Raw genomic sequence first — 15,169 nt, forward strand, 5'->3', positions numbered from 1 at the left:
ACCCCGAACCGCAGCCAGGGGTGCGCCGGGGCCGGGTCCCGGGCCGTCGGCGTCGGCCGGTCGGGGTCGAGGACTCCCGCGCGGTCCAGGTCGCCCGGGCCGCGCTGGTCAAGGCCGAACAACGCCATGCCGAGCGAGACGCCAGGCTCCGCGAACAGGAACGGGCCGCCGCGAAGAAACCGTCCAAAGGACAGCCACGCCGCAACGTCACCGACCCCGACTCGCGGATCATGCCCACCCGCAAGGGCTGGATCCAGGGCTACAACGCCCAACTCGCCGTCACCGACGACCACCTCATCCTGGCCGCCACCCTCACCCAAGACACCACCGACACCGACCAAGCCATCCCGATGATGACCGCCGCGACCAACGCCGCCGCGATCCTGCAGGCCCACCGCCCACCCACCTGCCACACCGAACCAGCACCCCAAGCAGGCCAGGAAACCCACAGCCATCACGGCATCAACCTGATCCTGTTCGACGCCGGCTACCTATCCGAGAACAACCTCACCGCCGAAGGCCCCGACCGGCTCATCGCGCTGGGCAAACACCGCGACCAGACCCGGGCCGCGACCACCAACCCCACCAGCGGACCACCACCGGCCAACACCACCGCGACCGCACAAATGCGACACCGGCTCCAAACCCCCAAGCACACCAAGCCTACAAACGCCGCGGCGCCACCGTCGAAACCGTCATCGGCCACCTCAAAGACCTCATCGGACTCCGCACCTTCAGCCGCCGCGGCCTCCAAGCCGCCACCAGCGAACTCCACCTCGCAGCCGCCGCCACCAACATCCTCAAACTCCACCGCACCACCACCTGCACCACCTAACAGCCCCCCGGGCAACCGCCCACGGGCCCGACACCCACCGACCACCCAGCCCTGCCCTCCGCCAACCAACACCATTCCTCAACAGGCTCTATAAGGCGCCAGCGGCCGAAGAGCCCGTCATCGGGCGGCCGGGTCGTGGGCCGGAGCCGACTCCCAAGCAGGCCCTGCGGCCCAGTTGGCAGGGGCCGAACCAGGTACAACCTTCGCCGCTTCAGCCTGACGTGTTACCAGCATCCTGGCTGAGGAACTGTGTTCTAGGCGGCTGGTAGGAGGTGGAAGCCGACGCCTCGGACTGCGTGGATGGTTACGGAGGCGCCTAGTTCGGCGAGCTTCTGGCGGAGGCGTTTGACGACTGAGTGGATGTGGGAGCCGTGGCCCAGGTGTTCGTTGCCCCAGACGGCGTGGTGGAGGCGCTGGTAGGTCCAGACCTGGCCCGGTTCTTTCACCAGGCAGTGCAGGAAGTCGTGTTCCAGGCGGGTCAGCGGGATCTCGCGGTCCTTCCAGCGCGCCACCCGACGGTCCTCGTCGAGACGTAGCGCCTCGTCAGAGGCCGGTACTGCGGCCACCGCCGCGGGCGGACCGGCCACCGCCCCGGGCGGACCCGCCACCGCCCCGGGCGGGCCCGCCACCGCCGCGGGCGGTCCCACCAACACGGCGGGTGGTCCCGCAACCGCTGCGGGAGCCACGACGCCGGGGTGGGTGGGTGCCGCAACGCCGGGGTGGGTGGGTGCCGCGACCGCTGCGGGTGGGGCCGCCACTACCGCTGGCCGGGAGTCCGGGTGGCGACCAGATGTGGGCAGGGGTGACTCGATCTGGGCAGTGACCGCTCCCCTGGATGCCGTGGGCAACACTGTGGGAGTCAGTACTACGGGGGTCGACTCGCACGCGGTCGTGAGGTCCAGGAAGGCGCGGGCCTGTTCTGCACTGGAGACGAGCAGCAGCGCGTCGGCACCACCCAGCAACCGGGCGAGTTGCACCCGCTCGGCGGTGGACGTGGCCACCCCGATGATCAATGACGAGTCCGGCGGCCTCTCCATGGAGCCCCTCCGTTCACCGCATGCCGGGGTCAGTCGCAGGATAAGTACGGCCAACCGCGAAGGTTTAGTCAAGGGATTACCTGCAGGCACCGCTGGCACAAATGCGCCCTGGCCTAAGCCGGACACTCTTGGACAGGGGTTCTCTACGGAGCGCCACGGAATGGGCCTTCCACGGTCGCGCTGAGTCGCGGCGTACCACCAGGCAGCCGAACGGGCTCGCAGCGGCGTCGGAGACCGCCGGCCGCACTATCGGGTTCCGATCCCGATCGGGCGGCGGATGATCAGTGCGCTGACCGTCGCGCTCGCCGCTCTGCTGCTCTTCCCGCTCTTCTTCGCTGCCGGTGGTCGCCGGATTGTTGCTGTTGGCAACTCAACCTGATCAGTACCGGTCCGGTCGCCAACTACGAGGTGTTCGTGCTCAGCCGGATCGAGGTACAGCACAACGAAGGCGCCACCCTGACCGGCTCGGTCACCACGGGGTTGGCCCGCAGCGGGCGGATCGTGTCGATGGCGGCGGTGATCCTGTCGGTCAGCTTCTTCGCCTTCGGGACCAGCTCGGTCAGCTTCATCCAGTTGTTCGGCATCGGCAGCGGCCTGGCCGTCCTGATCGACGCCACGCTGATCCGGGGCATTCTCGTGCCCGCCGCCTTCCGTCTGATGGGTCGCTGGGCCTGGTGGTCCCCCGCTCCCCTGCGCACTTTCCACACCCGCATCGGCCTGACCGAGTCCACCCCGGGCTGATCCCCACGGGCACGTTCGCGGGTTGGCGTGCGCAGTGGCCGCCTGACGGAGTAATGTCCTCGCGCACGGTCACTTTTGACCGCATCCGACGGAGGAACAGTGCCCGGATCCCCGGACGAATCCCGGTCCGACAACACTCCGGCCGCCACGACGAGTACCGGACTCGGCCGGCGGCGGCCCGCACTTGTCTGGGTGCTGGCTGCCCTGATCGTTCCGGTCCTGCTCACGGCTGTGCTGATCGCGGTGCGCACCGGCCCGACCGAGGACGACCTCCGCGACCGTTCGCTGGCAGCACTCGACGCCCGCGGCATCACCGGAGTACAGGTCGATTTCTCCGGGCGGGACGCGACGGTCGTCGTACCGGCCGGGGGTGACGCGACCGAGGCCAGAGCTGTGGTGGCCGCGGTGGACGGGGTTCGGACCGCGAGCACCAGGGGCGGCAGCAATGTCGCCCAGTCGGAGGTCACGGCCGATCCGACCGCGACACCCACCGAGACGCCGACGACCACCGAGGAAGAGGTGGCGATCGCGCCCTTCGCGGTGACGAGGACGGAAGACTCGCTCACCGTCCAGGCGGTCGTGCGGGACCAGGCCACCAAGGACTCCGTGGCCAAGGAGATCGACGGTCTGCTCACCGAGGGCATGAAGTTCGACAACCAGCTCAGCGTCGACCCGGCCGCGGGCCTGCCGAACCCGGCAGCTCTGACCGCATTGCTGCAGGCGCTCTCGAGCGCGGCCGGCGAGGCCTCGGTGAAGTACGACGGCGCCACGGTCACTCTCAGCGGCAAGGTCGCGGACCAGGCCAGCAAGGCGACCGCGGCCCGCGCCGCGGCCACCGCCGTACCGGGTGCGGTGATCGCCAACCAGCTGCAGGTGCCGACCGCCGACAAGCCGAAGGTCAGCGAGGCGTGCCAGACCTTCGAGGCTCGGCTTGCCCGGCTGATGACGCAGAACAAGATCGTCTTCCTGTCCGGGACCGCCATCGTGAACGAGGCCTCCCGGCCCTCGGTGGTGCGCGCGGCCTCGCTGCTGAAGAGCTGCGACTCAGTCGAAGTCGAGGTCGGCGGCCACACCGACAACCTCGGCAGCCCAGCGACCAGCCTGCCGCTGTCACAGCAGCGTGCCGACGCCGTCAAGGCGACGCTGGTCCGGCTCGGCGTACCCGCCGAGCGCATCACCAGCCGCGGTTACGGGGAGACCCGTCCGGTGGCGCCCAACACCACCTCCGCCGGCCGGATAGCGAACCGCCGGGTCGAGATCCGAGTTCCATAGAGTTCCTTAGGGGAATTTGATGAGTTGGCTGATCGCGCAGGTCTGGATCCTGCTGCTGGCCGCGTTCGTGGTCGGCAGCGCCGCCGCCTGGCTGCTGCACCGTGCCCTGCCCGCGCGTTCGAAGGGCGTGCGCTGATGGGGTGGCTGGTACGGCACAACTGGCTGTGGACGTTGCTCGCGTTCGTGCTCGGCGCGGCGATCACCTGGTTCCTGCTGGCACGCCGGGAGCAGTCGCAGGCGAAGGTGGCCGCCAGGGAGCAGACCCGCGAGGCGGCCGAGGAATCCGAGGAGATGAGTGAGGTTCTCGTCGGGGCCGGCGTAGCAGCAGCCGGTACTGCGGCCGCCGCGCCGCCCCGCCGCTTCGAGGAACCAGCCGAGCGCCTCCCTGAGGAACCGGTCGAGGCCTTCGACCAGACCCAGCACGAGGATTCCCAGGCAGCCATCCCGGAACCACTCCCCGATCGCGAGGAAACTCGCGTCGCCGATCCGGAGCCACTCCCCGAACCGGAACCCGTCAAGCCTGAGGAGCAGGCCGAGCCCGCGCCCGTAGTACAGGCGAAGGCGGTGGCTGCTCCTGCGTTCTCGCGGCGGATGGATGTCGAGAACGGGCACGCGGAGCCGACTCTGTTCGACGACCCCAAGCCCGCGGCACACGAGGTACAGGCTGAAACTGATGCAATTCCGCCGGGGCGGTACGGCGAGGGCTCGGCCGAGGCGGTGCCGCATCAGGGGCCGCCGGACGGGTTCACGATCAAGGGCAACGTGCAGTCGATGCTGTTCCACACGCCCGACTCGCCGTACTACGGCCGGACCAAACCCGAGGTCTGGTTCCGCGCCGAGACCGACGCCGAACGCGCCGGCTTCACCAAGTACGCCCGCAAGCCCCGCAAGTCCGCGAGCCCCGGAAAATAACGACCCGCGGTCCGTAAAGCAACGCAGTCCGGGTCACGAATCGGACCGCGAATAGGGCGATCGAGCCCCATTTGCTTGTACTGGCAAACGCCCGTCACACTGAGCAGAACGCCGTCCGGGCCCGCCTATCCCGCAGCGTTTATTCAGTGCTCGGACTCACCTTCAGCCGTGCCTTCTGCAGGACTGTGCCGATCGGGGTTCCCTTTTGGGACCGCGCCGATCGGGTATGGGAGAACAGAGAATTCCCGTGCTGGGGCAGGAGTCCACCCGCGCGTCGCCGGATCGACCCGGTGGCGGCAGCCCGCAGTACCGCTAGGTTTGGACCGAGGGGATACACCCGATGGAGGTGAGCGTGACCGACATGCTGCCGGAGCAGCACCACGGACTGACGAAGAGTGACCCGCTGTGGTTCAAGCGGGCCGTTTTCTACGAGGTCCTCGTGCGGTCCTTCAAGGACTCGAACGCCGACGGCATCGGCGACCTGCAAGGCTTGACCGAGAAACTCGACTACCTCGAGTGGCTCGGCGTGGACTGTCTCTGGCTTCCGCCGTTCTACCCCTCACCCCTGCGTGACGGCGGCTACGACATCTCCGACTACACGAACGTGATGCCCGAGGTCGGCACGATCGCCGACTTCGCCGCGTTCATGGAGGCCGCGCACGCGCGCGGCATCCGGATCATCGTCGACTTCGTGATGAACCACACCTCGGACCAGCACCCCTGGTTCCAGGAGTCCCGCAACAACCCGGACGGCCCGTACGGCGACTTCTACGTCTGGTCCGACACGGACACGGCGTACTCCGACGCGCGGATCATCTTCGTCGACAGCGAGACGTCGAACTGGACCTGGGACCCGGTCCGCCAGCAGTACTTCTGGCACCGGTTCTACTCCAACCAGCCCGACCTGAACTTCGAGAACCCGGCCGTCGGCGACGCGATGATCGAGGCGCTGAAGTTCTGGCTCGACCTCGGCGTCGACGGGTTCCGGCTGGATGCGGTCCCCTACCTGTTCGAGGAGGAGGGCACCAACTGCGAGAACCTGCCCAGGACGCACGAGTTCCTGAAGCGGGTCCGCAAGGAGGTGGACGCGAACTACACCGACCGCGTCCTGCTCTGCGAGGCGAACCAGTGGCCCGGCGACGTGGTCGAGTACTTCGGCGACCGCGAGTCCGGTGGTGACGAGTGCCAGATGGCGTTCCACTTCCCGGTGATGCCGCGGATCTTCATGGGCGTGCGGCGCGAGTCGCGGTTCCCGATCTCGGAGATCCTGGCCCAGACCCCGCAGATCCCCGACACCTGCCAGTGGGGCATCTTCCTGCGCAACCACGACGAGCTCACGCTCGAGATGGTGACCGACGAAGAGCGCGACTACATGTGGGGCGAGTACGCCCAGGACCCGCGGATGAAGGCGAACATCGGCATCCGCCGCCGGCTCGCGCCGTTGCTCGACAACGACGTGAACCGGATGGAACTGTTCACCGCGATGCTGCTGTCGCTGCCCGGCTCGCCGATCCTGTACTACGGCGACGAGATCGGCATGGGCGACAACATCTGGCTCGGCGACCGCGACGGCGTCCGTACTCCGATGCAGTGGTCGCCGGACCGGAACGCGTCGTTCTCCACGGCTACCCCGGGCAAGCTGAGCCTGCCGGTGATCATGGACCCGGTCTACGGGTTCCAGGCGGTGAACGTCGAGGCGGAGATGGAGAACGCGTCGTCGCTGCTGCACTGGACCCGGCGGATGATCCAGACCCGCAAGCAGCACCCGTGTTTCGGCATGGGTACTTTCACTGATCTAGGCGGTTCCAACCCGAGCGTGCTGTCCTACGTTCGCGAGTTCGGTGACGACGTGGTGCTCTGCGTGAACAACCTGTCACGCTTCCCGCAGCCCATCGAACTGGACCTGCGGCAGTGGCAGGGCGTGGAGCCGGTCGAGCTGCTCGGTGGGGTGCACTTCCCGACCATCGGCGAGCTGCCCTACCTGCTCACGCTCGGTGCGCACGGCTTCTACTGGTTCCGCTTGCCGGTCAACAAGGCGGCTGATCGTGAGGAGAGCTCTTCGTGACTTCCCATCTGGACCAGGTCCAGTCCTTCTGCGCCAACCAGCGGTGGTTCGGCGAGAAGGGACATGACGTCCACGTCGACGCGATGGCTACCTCGGCGTGGCTGTCGGACGAGGGCGCCTGGCCCGCGGTCCGGATCGGGTTCGTCTACTGCGCCGGCCCGCCCGGCGCGGAAAACGCAATCCGGGTCTACCAGTTGCCGCTCAGCTACCACACCGCCCCGGTCGACAACCACAGCCACGCGTTCGTGGGCGAGTGGGACGAACCGGACCTGGGCGACACCCGGGTCTGGGTGTACGACGCGCTGCACGACAAGGAAGCGACGCCGTACTGGCTGGACGCGCTGACGCACGGGCGCCGGCTGGACGGACTCGAGTTCCATCCGGTCCACGCGCCCGAGCGCAGCCTCGTGGTACCGGACGACGCACAGTCGCTGGTGCTCACGGTCGAGCAGAGCAACACGTCGCTGGTCTTCGGCGACACCGCGCTGCTGAAGGTGTTCCGCCGGCTCGAGCCCGGGAGCAATCCCGGCGTCGAGATCGAGTCGGCGCTCACCGAGGCCGGCTCGGACCTGGTCCCGGAGGTGCTCGGGTCGGCGCGGGGCTCCTGGCCGCGCGCCGGCGGCGGGACCGACTCCGGCGACCTGGCGATGATGACGGCGTTCGAGAAGAACTCCACCGACGGCTGGTCGTATGCGACCACCTCGGTGCGTGACCTGTACGCCGAGGCGGACCTGCACGCCGAGGAGGTCGGCGGCGACTTCGCGGGAGAGTCGCACCGGCTCGGCGCGGCGACTGCCGAGGTACACGCCGAGCTGGCGAAGGCGCTGGGCACGGACGTCTGGGAGCCGTCGCAGATGGTCGAGCACTCGGCCGCGATGAAGCGCCGCCTGGACAAGGCGGTCGCGGCGATCCCCGAGCTCGGCCAGTACGCCGAGGGCCTGGGCCGTGCGTTCGACGCCCTCGCGGCGTACGACGTACCGGTCACGGTGCAGCGGATCCACGGTGATTTCCACCTGGGTCAGGTACTGCGGACCATCGAGGGCTGGAAGCTGATCGACTTCGAGGGCGAGCCGGCCAAGTCGCTGATCGAGCGGCGCGCGCTGGACACCCCGGTCAAGGACATCGCGGGCATGCTGCGCTCCTTCGACTACGCGGCCCGCTCCTTGCTCGCGGACCACCAAGGCGATCAGCAGATCGCCTACCGGGCCGCCGAATGGGCCAACCGGAACCGCCGCGCCTTCTGCGACGGATACGCCGAGGTGGCCGGCTCGGATCCCCGCGACGAGAGCGTCCTGCTGAGCGCGTTCCTCGCCGACAAGGTCATCTACGAGACCCTCTACGAGGCCCGCAACCGCCCCACCTGGCTCCCCATCCCCCTAGCCGCCGCAGCCCAACTCAGCACCACGGAGTAGGTGCCGCCGGCGCAAGTCAGGGCACCAGTTCGAAGGCGTCGACGTGTAGTGGACGAACGACGCTGAAGTGACGGCGGTCGAGGGTCGCCACCTGGGCGATGCCGAGACGTTCGGCCGCGGCCACCACTGACGCGTCCGCCGTACCAAGGGGCAGGTCGCGATAGACCGCCGCCAGCTCGGCGATCCGCAGCCAGTCCCGCGGCACTACGGGCTCGGCGACCAGGTTGCCTTCGGCCAGATCGCCAAGGAACCGTACTTCGGCGGTCGTCCCGATCCGGCTTGCCAGCAAGTAGGTGACCTCGGTGATCACGAGGGTCGGAACCAGCAGGGGACCCCGTCCGTCCCGGGAGCTGTGTAGGTCTTGGTTCGGCGGGTACGGGGTGCACTGGAAATGGCTTCGATCGGGCAGGATGGGCGTATGGATTCGAGCGAGCGCGACCAGGCGGGACAGCCGGCCTCCGAGGCGACGGGCGAAGAACGTCATCAGGCCATCGAGATGCCGGCCGGTCCCACCTCAGAGCCGGCTCCCGAAACCGCACCGACTACCGCTGAGCCCACGCCCACCGAGCCGTTGGGGCAGAGTCAGCAGCCCGCGTCGGCTGAACCGACGCCGACTGAACCGCTTGGGCAGCCGCTAGCTGGCGGGTCCTCCGCGTTTACCGAGTCGAGCGGGCCGGAGGCGTTTGAGGGGCCGCAGGTTCAGGCGTTTGAGCCTGCGCAGGCGTCGGCTTATGAGGCTGCGCATGTCGAGCCGATCGGGAAGTCCTCGGGGAGCAAGGCGGTCACGGTCGATCGTGGGGTGCTGGAGAGGCTGGTTGGCGGGACGTATCACGATCCGCACCAGGTGCTCGGGCCGCATCTCGGCGACGGAGTGGTGACGCTGCGGGTGCTGCGGCCGTTCGCGAGCACTGTGACGGCGGTGTACGACGACCAGCGGATCGAGCTGGAGCACGAGTTCGAGGGTGTCTGGGTCGGCGTGCTCGACGTCGACAAGGTGCCGGACTACCGGCTCGAGGTCACCTACACCGACGGACCGGCGCTCGAGGTCGACGACCCGTACCGGTACCTCCCGTCGCTCGGCGAGATGGACCTGCACCTGATCGGCGAAGGCCGGCACGAGCAGTTGTGGACCGTGCTCGGCGCACACGTCCGCCGGTACGACGGCCCGACCGGCACCGTCACCGGTACTTCGTTCGCCGTCTGGGCGCCCAACGCGCAGGGCATCCGGCTGACCGCCGACTTCAACTTCTGGGACGGCCGCGCGCACCCGATGCGCACGATGGGCTCGTCCGGCGTCTGGGAACTGTTCGTGCCGGGCGTCGGCCCGGGCACGCGGTACAAGTTCGACATCTGCGGGCGGGACGGCGTCTGGCGGCAGAAGGCCGACCCGATGGCGAACCTGGCCGAGACTCCCCCCGCGAACGCCTCGGTGGTGCACGACTCGTCCTACGAGTGGAAGGACGCGGCCTGGATCGACCACCGAGCCTCCTCGCAGGCCTTTGCCGAGCCGATGAGCGTCTACGAGGTGCACCTCGGCTCGTGGCGCAAGGGCAAGTCGTACCGCGAGCTCGCCGACGAACTCGTTGCCTACGTCACCGAGATGGGCTTCACCCACGTCGAGCTGATGCCGGTGATGGAGCACCCGTTCGGCGGTTCCTGGGGTTACCAGGTCACCTCGTACTTCGCGCCGACGTCGCGCTTCGGCGACCCGGACGACTTCCGCCTCCTGGTCGATTCGTTGCACCAGGCAAACATCGGCGTGATCGTCGACTGGGTGCCGGCGCACTTCCCGAAGGACGCCTGGGCGCTGGCGCGCTTCGACGGGACGCCGCTGTACGAGCACCCGGACCCGCGCCGCGGTGAGCAGCCCGACTGGGGCACGCTGGTGTTCGACTTCGGCCGTCCGCAGGTGCGCAACTTCCTGGTCGCGAACGCTGTCTACTGGGCCGAGGAGTTCCACATCGACGGGCTGCGCGTCGACGCCGTCGCCTCGATGCTCTACCTGGACTACTCCCGCGACGAGGGCCAGTGGGTGCCGAACCAGTACGGCGGCCGCGAGAACCTCGAGGCGGTGTCGTTCCTGCAGGAGATGAACGCGACCCTCTACAAGCGGGTGCCGGGCGTCATCACCGTGGCCGAGGAGTCGACCTCCTGGCCGGGCGTCACCCGGGCGACGCATCTGGGCGGACTCGGCTTCGGCTTCAAGTGGAACATGGGCTGGATGAACGACTCTCTCCGCTACCTGGAGCACGAGCCGGTCCACCGGCAGTACCACCACCACGAGATGACGTTCTCGATGATGTACGCGTACTCCGAGAACTTCGTGCTGCCGCTGTCCCACGACGAGGTCGTGCACGGCAAGGGCTCGCTGCTGCGCAAGATGCCGGGTGACCGCTGGCAGCAACTCGCGAACCTGCGCGCGTACCTGGCGATGATGTGGGCCCATCCGGGCAAGCAACTGCTCTTCATGGGCTGCGAGTTCGGCCAGGAGTCCGAGTGGTCCGAGAAGGGCGAGCTGGACTGGTGGCTGCTGGACCACAGCGACCACCGGGGCCTGCAGCAACTGGTCAAGGACCTGAACGGCAGCTACAAGGACACCAAGGCGCTCTGGGGCGCCGACCACTCCCCCGAGAAGTTCTCCTGGATCGACGCGAACGACGCCGGCAACAACGTCTTCTCGTTCGTCCGGTACGGCGAGCCGGGTGAGCCGACGCTGGCCTGCGTGGCCAACTTCTCCGCGATCCCGCACCACGGGTACCGGATCGGGCTGCCGTTCACCGGGCACTGGCACGAGCTCGTCAACTCCGACGCCGAGGTGTACGGCGGATCAGGGGTCGGCAACTTCGGCGGTTTCGAGGCGAACGGCCCGGGCTGGCACGGGATGGCGAGCAGCGCCGAGATCTCCGTACCGCCGCTCGGCACGGTGTGGTTCCGCTACGAGCCGGAGTCGACCGAGGGCTGACAGCGCGAGGAACCGGGCCTCGACAGCAGGCCGGCGTGTGAGGCTACATCCGTCCCCGATGGAGCCCACACGCCGGTACGGACTGTGATGCCCGAAGTCCGCGGAAAGTTGTTCCTGGCCCGATCGGGTAGCGTTCGCGGGGTGACCGCCGTGCCTCCTCAACCGACCTTGACCGATGGTGAGCTGACACTGCGTCCCTGGCGCGACGAGGACATCGACCTCGCCTATGGCCTGGCCGACGACGAGATGGCCCGCTGGTTCGACTTCCCCGGTACTCCGACCCGCGCGAACCTGGCCGAGGGGGTCGAGCGCTGGCGCGCGCTGTACGCCGATGACCGGGCGGTGGTGAACTTCGTCATCGAGCTCCCCGGGCAGCCCGGACCGGTCGGCAACGTCGAGGTCCGCCGCATCTCCCCCGGCGTCGGCTCGGTCTCCTGGACGACGTACAAGCCGTACCGCGGACAGCGGGTGGCGCGCCGCGCGGTACGGCTGCTGGTGGTCTACGCCTTCGGCGAGCTCGGCCTGGAACGGCTGCAAGCGGAGGTGGATCCCGAGAACCGCTCGTCCGCGCGAGTCGCGATCCGCTCGGGCTTCCGGCGCGAGGGGTTGTTGCGCGGTGGTGCCGTGCTGCAAGGTGAGCGCCGCGATGTCGTGGTGTACGGCCTTCGCCGCGAGGATCCAGCGGTCGACACCTTGTCCGGGTGGACCGCGCTGATGGACTCGGTGCTGCCGAAGAAGCGGGTGATCGCGCACGTGGTGATCCGCGACACCGCCAACCGCGTGCTGCTGTGCAAGGTCAGCTACAAGAAGGACCTCGAACTTCCCGGCGGCGTGGTCGAGCCGGACGAGGATCCCGCGTCGGGCGCGCTGCGCGAGATGCAGGAGGAACTCGGTACGACGTTGCCGCTCGCGGGCGTGCTCGCGATCGACTGGTTACCGCGTTGGGAGGGCTGGGGCGACGCCATCGAGATCCTGTACGACGGCGGCCAGTACGACGCGTCTTTCATCGAGTCGCTGAATCCGGACGGCTTCGAGATCCTCAACGTGGCCTGGTACTCCGTGGAGGAACTGCAAGGTCTGGTGTCGCCGCTCAACGCACGGCGGCTGCCGCTGCTCCTCGCCGAACCAGGTGTGCTGCACAACCTCAGCGACGGCAGTCCGATCAAACAGCGTCCCGGAGATCTGCCCGGTTGAGGTTGTCCACGCACCACAGGTAGTGGCCATCGCTCGCGTCCGCGCTGTAGATCGTGGCCGTGGTGATCGAGTAGGCGGCGCGGTAGAGGTACATGCGCTCCCGCGAGTGGCCGGCGGCCTCGAAGCGGTCGAGCAGCAGATCGTCGATCAGGCGGGCGTCGGGTCCGTACATGTCGAAGAAGCCGGCCGCGGTCGAAGCGTCGAAGGTGTTGTCGCCGGCCGATGTGAGGAATCCCCAGTCGAGCAGCGCTGTTCGCCCGTCCTCGTCGACGAGCAGATTCGGCGGGCAGATGTCGCCGTGAAGTATCTGCAGACCGTTCGGGTCGATCGCCTTCAGCTTGGCCTGGACACTCTCGAGCAACTGGTCGAACCCGTCGACGTCCTTCTCCAGGTGCCGGCGTGACGCTGCTGCCCGTCGGTCGACGACTCCGGCCAGCGTCTCTCCCCAGCTTCCGCGCCACGAGGCGGTTGTCTCGCCGATCAGTGGCAGCGCCTTGCTCGCCGAACCCGCTGTGGTCTTGCCGAGCGCCTCGACCACCTCCGCGAACAGGTCCAAGCCTTGGTGCCGGGTGATCGCGCCGGCGGCGAGGGATTCGCTCAGCGGAGTACCGCGGAGCTTGGCCTCGATGCTCACCGCGCGGCCGTCGACGGCGTCGACGCGGGAGATGTCCGGAGTACGGAACGGCAGGTCTTGGTGGTTGAGCTCGCTGAGGAAGGCCTGGAGTGGCAGAACGTCAGCCGGTTCGCGGTCGAACCAGACCTTGCCGACCTGGTCGTCGCCGAGGTCGTAGACGGCGCCTTCCATCCCCTGGCCGATCAGCTGGACCGGGCCGCCGGCGTACTGCTCGAAGTACTCGATCGCTGCGTCCACAGCTCCAGTCTTTCAGAGCAAGGCGGCGCGGCGGCGTTGGAGGAAGCGGTTCTCGGCTTCGTTGATGGTGAGGGCAATGGCCTCATCGTAGGCCTTGACGGCTTCGGCGGGGCGGTTGAGCCGGGCCAGTACGTCGGCGCGGGCGGCGGGCAGGTAGGAGTACGACTTGAGTGCGGGCTCGTTGCCTAGGGCATCCAGCTCGGCGAGTACCGCGTCCAGGTCGGCGCCGGGGACGAGGCTGTGGGCGGCGGCGCGGTTCAGGGCGACGATCGGAGAAGGCCAGCTGAGCAGCATCGCGTCGTACATGCGGACCACCTGGTGCCAGTCCGTCGTCTCCCAGGACGGGGCGGTCACGTGCAGGCCGGCGACCGCGGCTTGGAGGGCGAAGCGACCGCGGCCCTGCTGCAACGCGGCCGTCGCGCGGGAGACGCCTTCCGCCAGGAGGCGGGCGTCCCAGCGGGAACGGTCCTGGTCTGCGAGGAGCACCAGTTCACCGTCTTGGCTGACTCGGGCGTCGCCTCGGGCCTGCGTCATCAAGAGCAGGCCGAGCAGGGCCTGCGGTTCGGGCTCGGTCGGCATCAGCCGCACAAGGAGCCGGGCGAGCTCCAGAGCACGTCCGGTGAGGTCGGCTCGCGTCAGTTCAGGGCCCGCCGCGACGTGGCCGGCGGTGTAGACGAGCTGCACCACCGTCAGTACTGCGTCCAGGCGGTCGGCGAGCTCGTCGTCCGCGGGGATCCGGTACGGGATGTGCGCGGCGACGATCTTCTTCTTCGCCCGGGTGATTCGCGCTGCTGCGGTGGTCTCGCTGATGAGCAGGCCGGCGGCGACCTCGCGGGTGGTGAGGCCGCAGATCAGGCGGAGTGTCAGCGCGACCTGGGAGTCGCGAGCGAGCGCGGGGTGGCAGCAGGTGAACACGAGCCGGAGCGGATCGGTCGGCCGCTCGTCGTCGCCCGGTGCGGCAGGATCCTCGATCAGCAGCGGCAACTTCCGGCGCAGCGTCGTCTCCCGCCGGAGCCGATCCAGTGCGAGCCGCCGGGCGACCGTGGTGAGCCAGCCGGCGCGGTTCGTTGGAACCCCGTCGGGCCAGGTCCTCAACGCCTGTACGAAGGCATCCTGGGTGCAGTCCTCCGCAAGGTCGATGTCCCGCGTCAACCGCACCGTCGAGGCGAGCACCGTGGACCAGAACTCCCGGTGCGCCTCATCCACCAGCTGCACAACTTCCCGAGCCCCCACGCCGCCCCCACTCACCCGATCCACCTCCTCCCCCGCTTCTCCCAACACACCCACCACACAACATCCCATCGCTGCCACCACTCACCAGCTGACCCGCGCCCCTCACCCCAGCCGGCCCGCGCCGCAAGCTCCCCAGGCCCTCACGCGAGCCGACCGTCCTCACCCCACCTGCCCCCGCTGGGCACGCGAGCGAGCTCGCAGCAGTTGTTGACGTAGGCGGCCGGCTGCCACTCGTGGTGAGGCAGCCGGCCTGCCGCGGGTATTCAGGCTGGGGGTGTGGCGCCGGACCTGGTGTCCATGACGGGGCGGACCTCGATGTTGCCTGAGGGGCAGAGCTTGGCCAGGGCCAGGGCCTGATCGAGGTCCTTGCACTCGATCACGTAGAAGCCGCCTAGGGCTTCCTTGGTCTCGATGAACGGGCCGTCGGTGACAAGCGGCTGCCCGTTGTTCTGCTTGACCGTGCTCGCCGTGGAGGACCGCTCGAGCGCCTCACCACCGAGAATGCCGGCGCCGGCCGCCTCCACCGCTTCCGCGAACGCGGTGTGCAACTTCATCTGGGACTGGAACTCCTCCGCCGTCACCCGGTCGTACCAGTCCTCGCTGTCGAACAACAGGAACATGTACTGCGCCATCAC

Annotated in this window: 13 protein-coding genes; 8 read left to right on the plus strand and 5 right to left on the minus strand. The window is 68.5% G+C overall.

What is annotated here, in order from left to right; all coding sequences use genetic code 11:
- Positions 1–493 precede the first annotated feature (493 nt).
- Complete coding sequence (locus EV648_RS45430; RefSeq protein WP_370452766.1) at positions 494–835, plus strand: transposase; 342 nt, start codon at positions 494–496, stop codon at positions 833–835.
- A gap of 254 nt (positions 836–1,089) precedes the next feature.
- Here the strand turns inward: EV648_RS45430 and EV648_RS44525 are convergent, their stop codons facing one another.
- The gene (locus EV648_RS44525; protein ID WP_241996028.1) at positions 1,090–1,872 is read right to left on the minus strand and encodes a winged helix-turn-helix domain-containing protein; all 783 of its coding nucleotides are present in this window, start codon (positions 1,870–1,872) and stop codon (positions 1,090–1,092) included.
- 408 nt (positions 1,873–2,280) lie between these two features.
- Here EV648_RS44525 and EV648_RS43535 point away from each other — a divergent pair, with 408 nt between their 5' ends.
- The 5 genes from EV648_RS43535 to EV648_RS38385 all read left to right on the plus strand — a co-directional run bounded on the left by EV648_RS43535 (position 2,281) and on the right by EV648_RS38385 (position 8,274).
- Positions 2,281–2,613 (plus strand): MMPL family transporter, encoded by a 333-nt coding sequence (locus EV648_RS43535; RefSeq protein WP_255512892.1) that lies wholly within the window; start codon positions 2,281–2,283, stop codon positions 2,611–2,613.
- A 99-nt stretch (positions 2,614–2,712) separates the two neighbouring features.
- A complete protein-coding gene (locus EV648_RS38370; protein ID WP_132300710.1) occupies positions 2,713–3,885 on the plus strand; it encodes an OmpA family protein in 1,173 nt (390 codons plus the stop codon).
- A gap of 135 nt (positions 3,886–4,020) precedes the next feature.
- Positions 4,021–4,797, plus strand: a complete 777-nt coding sequence (locus tag EV648_RS38375; protein ID WP_132300712.1) for a hypothetical protein — start codon at positions 4,021–4,023, stop codon at positions 4,795–4,797.
- A 340-nt stretch (positions 4,798–5,137) separates the two neighbouring features.
- Positions 5,138–6,862 (plus strand): maltose alpha-D-glucosyltransferase, encoded by a 1,725-nt coding sequence (treS, locus tag EV648_RS38380; RefSeq protein ID WP_132300714.1) that lies wholly within the window; start codon positions 5,138–5,140, stop codon positions 6,860–6,862.
- A complete protein-coding gene (locus tag EV648_RS38385) occupies positions 6,859–8,274 on the plus strand; it encodes an aminoglycoside phosphotransferase (RefSeq protein WP_132300716.1) in 1,416 nt (471 codons plus the stop codon). Before treS ends, EV648_RS38385 begins: the two co-directional genes overlap by 4 nt.
- Positions 8,275–8,290: 16 nt before the next feature.
- Here EV648_RS38385 and EV648_RS44530 read toward each other — a convergent pair whose 3' ends face one another.
- A complete protein-coding gene (locus tag EV648_RS44530) occupies positions 8,291–8,758 on the minus strand; it encodes a type II toxin-antitoxin system VapC family toxin (RefSeq protein WP_132300718.1) in 468 nt (155 codons plus the stop codon).
- A gap of 600 nt (positions 8,759–9,358) precedes the next feature.
- Between EV648_RS44530 and glgB the strand changes: the two genes are divergently transcribed.
- Both glgB and EV648_RS38400 read left to right on the plus strand, forming a co-directional pair.
- Entirely contained in the window at positions 9,359–11,236 is a 1,878-nt protein-coding gene (glgB, locus tag EV648_RS38395) for a 1,4-alpha-glucan branching protein GlgB (RefSeq protein WP_241996056.1), read from the plus strand.
- Between the two features lie 141 nt (positions 11,237–11,377).
- Positions 11,378–12,430, plus strand: a complete 1,053-nt coding sequence (locus EV648_RS38400) for a GNAT family N-acetyltransferase (protein WP_132300720.1) — start codon at positions 11,378–11,380, stop codon at positions 12,428–12,430.
- Here the strand turns inward: EV648_RS38400 and EV648_RS38405 are convergent.
- From EV648_RS38405 to EV648_RS38415, 3 genes are all read right to left on the minus strand, one after another.
- Positions 12,399–13,301 carry a phosphotransferase family protein gene (locus EV648_RS38405; protein ID WP_132300722.1) on the minus strand — a complete coding sequence of 301 codons (903 nt, stop codon included), beginning with the start codon at positions 13,299–13,301 and terminating at the stop codon, positions 12,399–12,401. The two genes, EV648_RS38400 and EV648_RS38405, sit on opposite strands and share 32 nt — an antisense overlap.
- A gap of 12 nt (positions 13,302–13,313) precedes the next feature.
- Complete coding sequence (locus EV648_RS38410) at positions 13,314–14,549, minus strand: RNA polymerase sigma factor (protein WP_241996030.1); 1,236 nt, start codon at positions 14,547–14,549, stop codon at positions 13,314–13,316.
- Between the two features lie 248 nt (positions 14,550–14,797).
- Positions 14,798–15,166: a YciI family protein gene (locus EV648_RS38415; protein ID WP_132300726.1), complete on the minus strand. Its 369-nt coding sequence runs from the start codon at positions 15,164–15,166 to the stop codon at positions 14,798–14,800.
- Between the last annotated feature and the right edge of the window lie 3 nt (positions 15,167–15,169).

This window comes from Kribbella sp. VKM Ac-2568 (assembly GCF_004345365.1).
Classification (GTDB): Bacteria; Actinomycetota; Actinomycetes; order Propionibacteriales; family Kribbellaceae; genus Kribbella; species Kribbella orskensis.

Excerpts from the sequence above, each read along its gene's own strand:
- EV648_RS38375 (WP_132300712.1), top strand. The coding sequence starts at position 4,021 with ATGGGGTGGCTGGTACGGCACAACTGGCTGTGGACGTTGCTCGCGTTC.
- treS (WP_132300714.1), top strand. The coding sequence starts at position 5,138 with ATGGAGGTGAGCGTGACCGACATGCTGCCGGAGCAGCACCACGGACTG.
- EV648_RS44525 (WP_241996028.1), bottom strand. The coding sequence starts at position 1,872 with ATGGAGAGGCCGCCGGACTCGTCATTGATCATCGGGGTGGCCACGTCC.
- glgB (WP_241996056.1), top strand. The coding sequence starts at position 9,359 with ATGGACCTGCACCTGATCGGCGAAGGCCGGCACGAGCAGTTGTGGACC.
- EV648_RS38415 (WP_132300726.1), bottom strand. The coding sequence starts at position 15,166 with ATGGCGCAGTACATGTTCCTGTTGTTCGACAGCGAGGACTGGTACGAC.
- EV648_RS44530 (WP_132300718.1), bottom strand. The coding sequence starts at position 8,758 with ATGACGTTCTTCGCCCGTCGCCTCGGAGGCCGGCTGTCCCGCCTGGTC.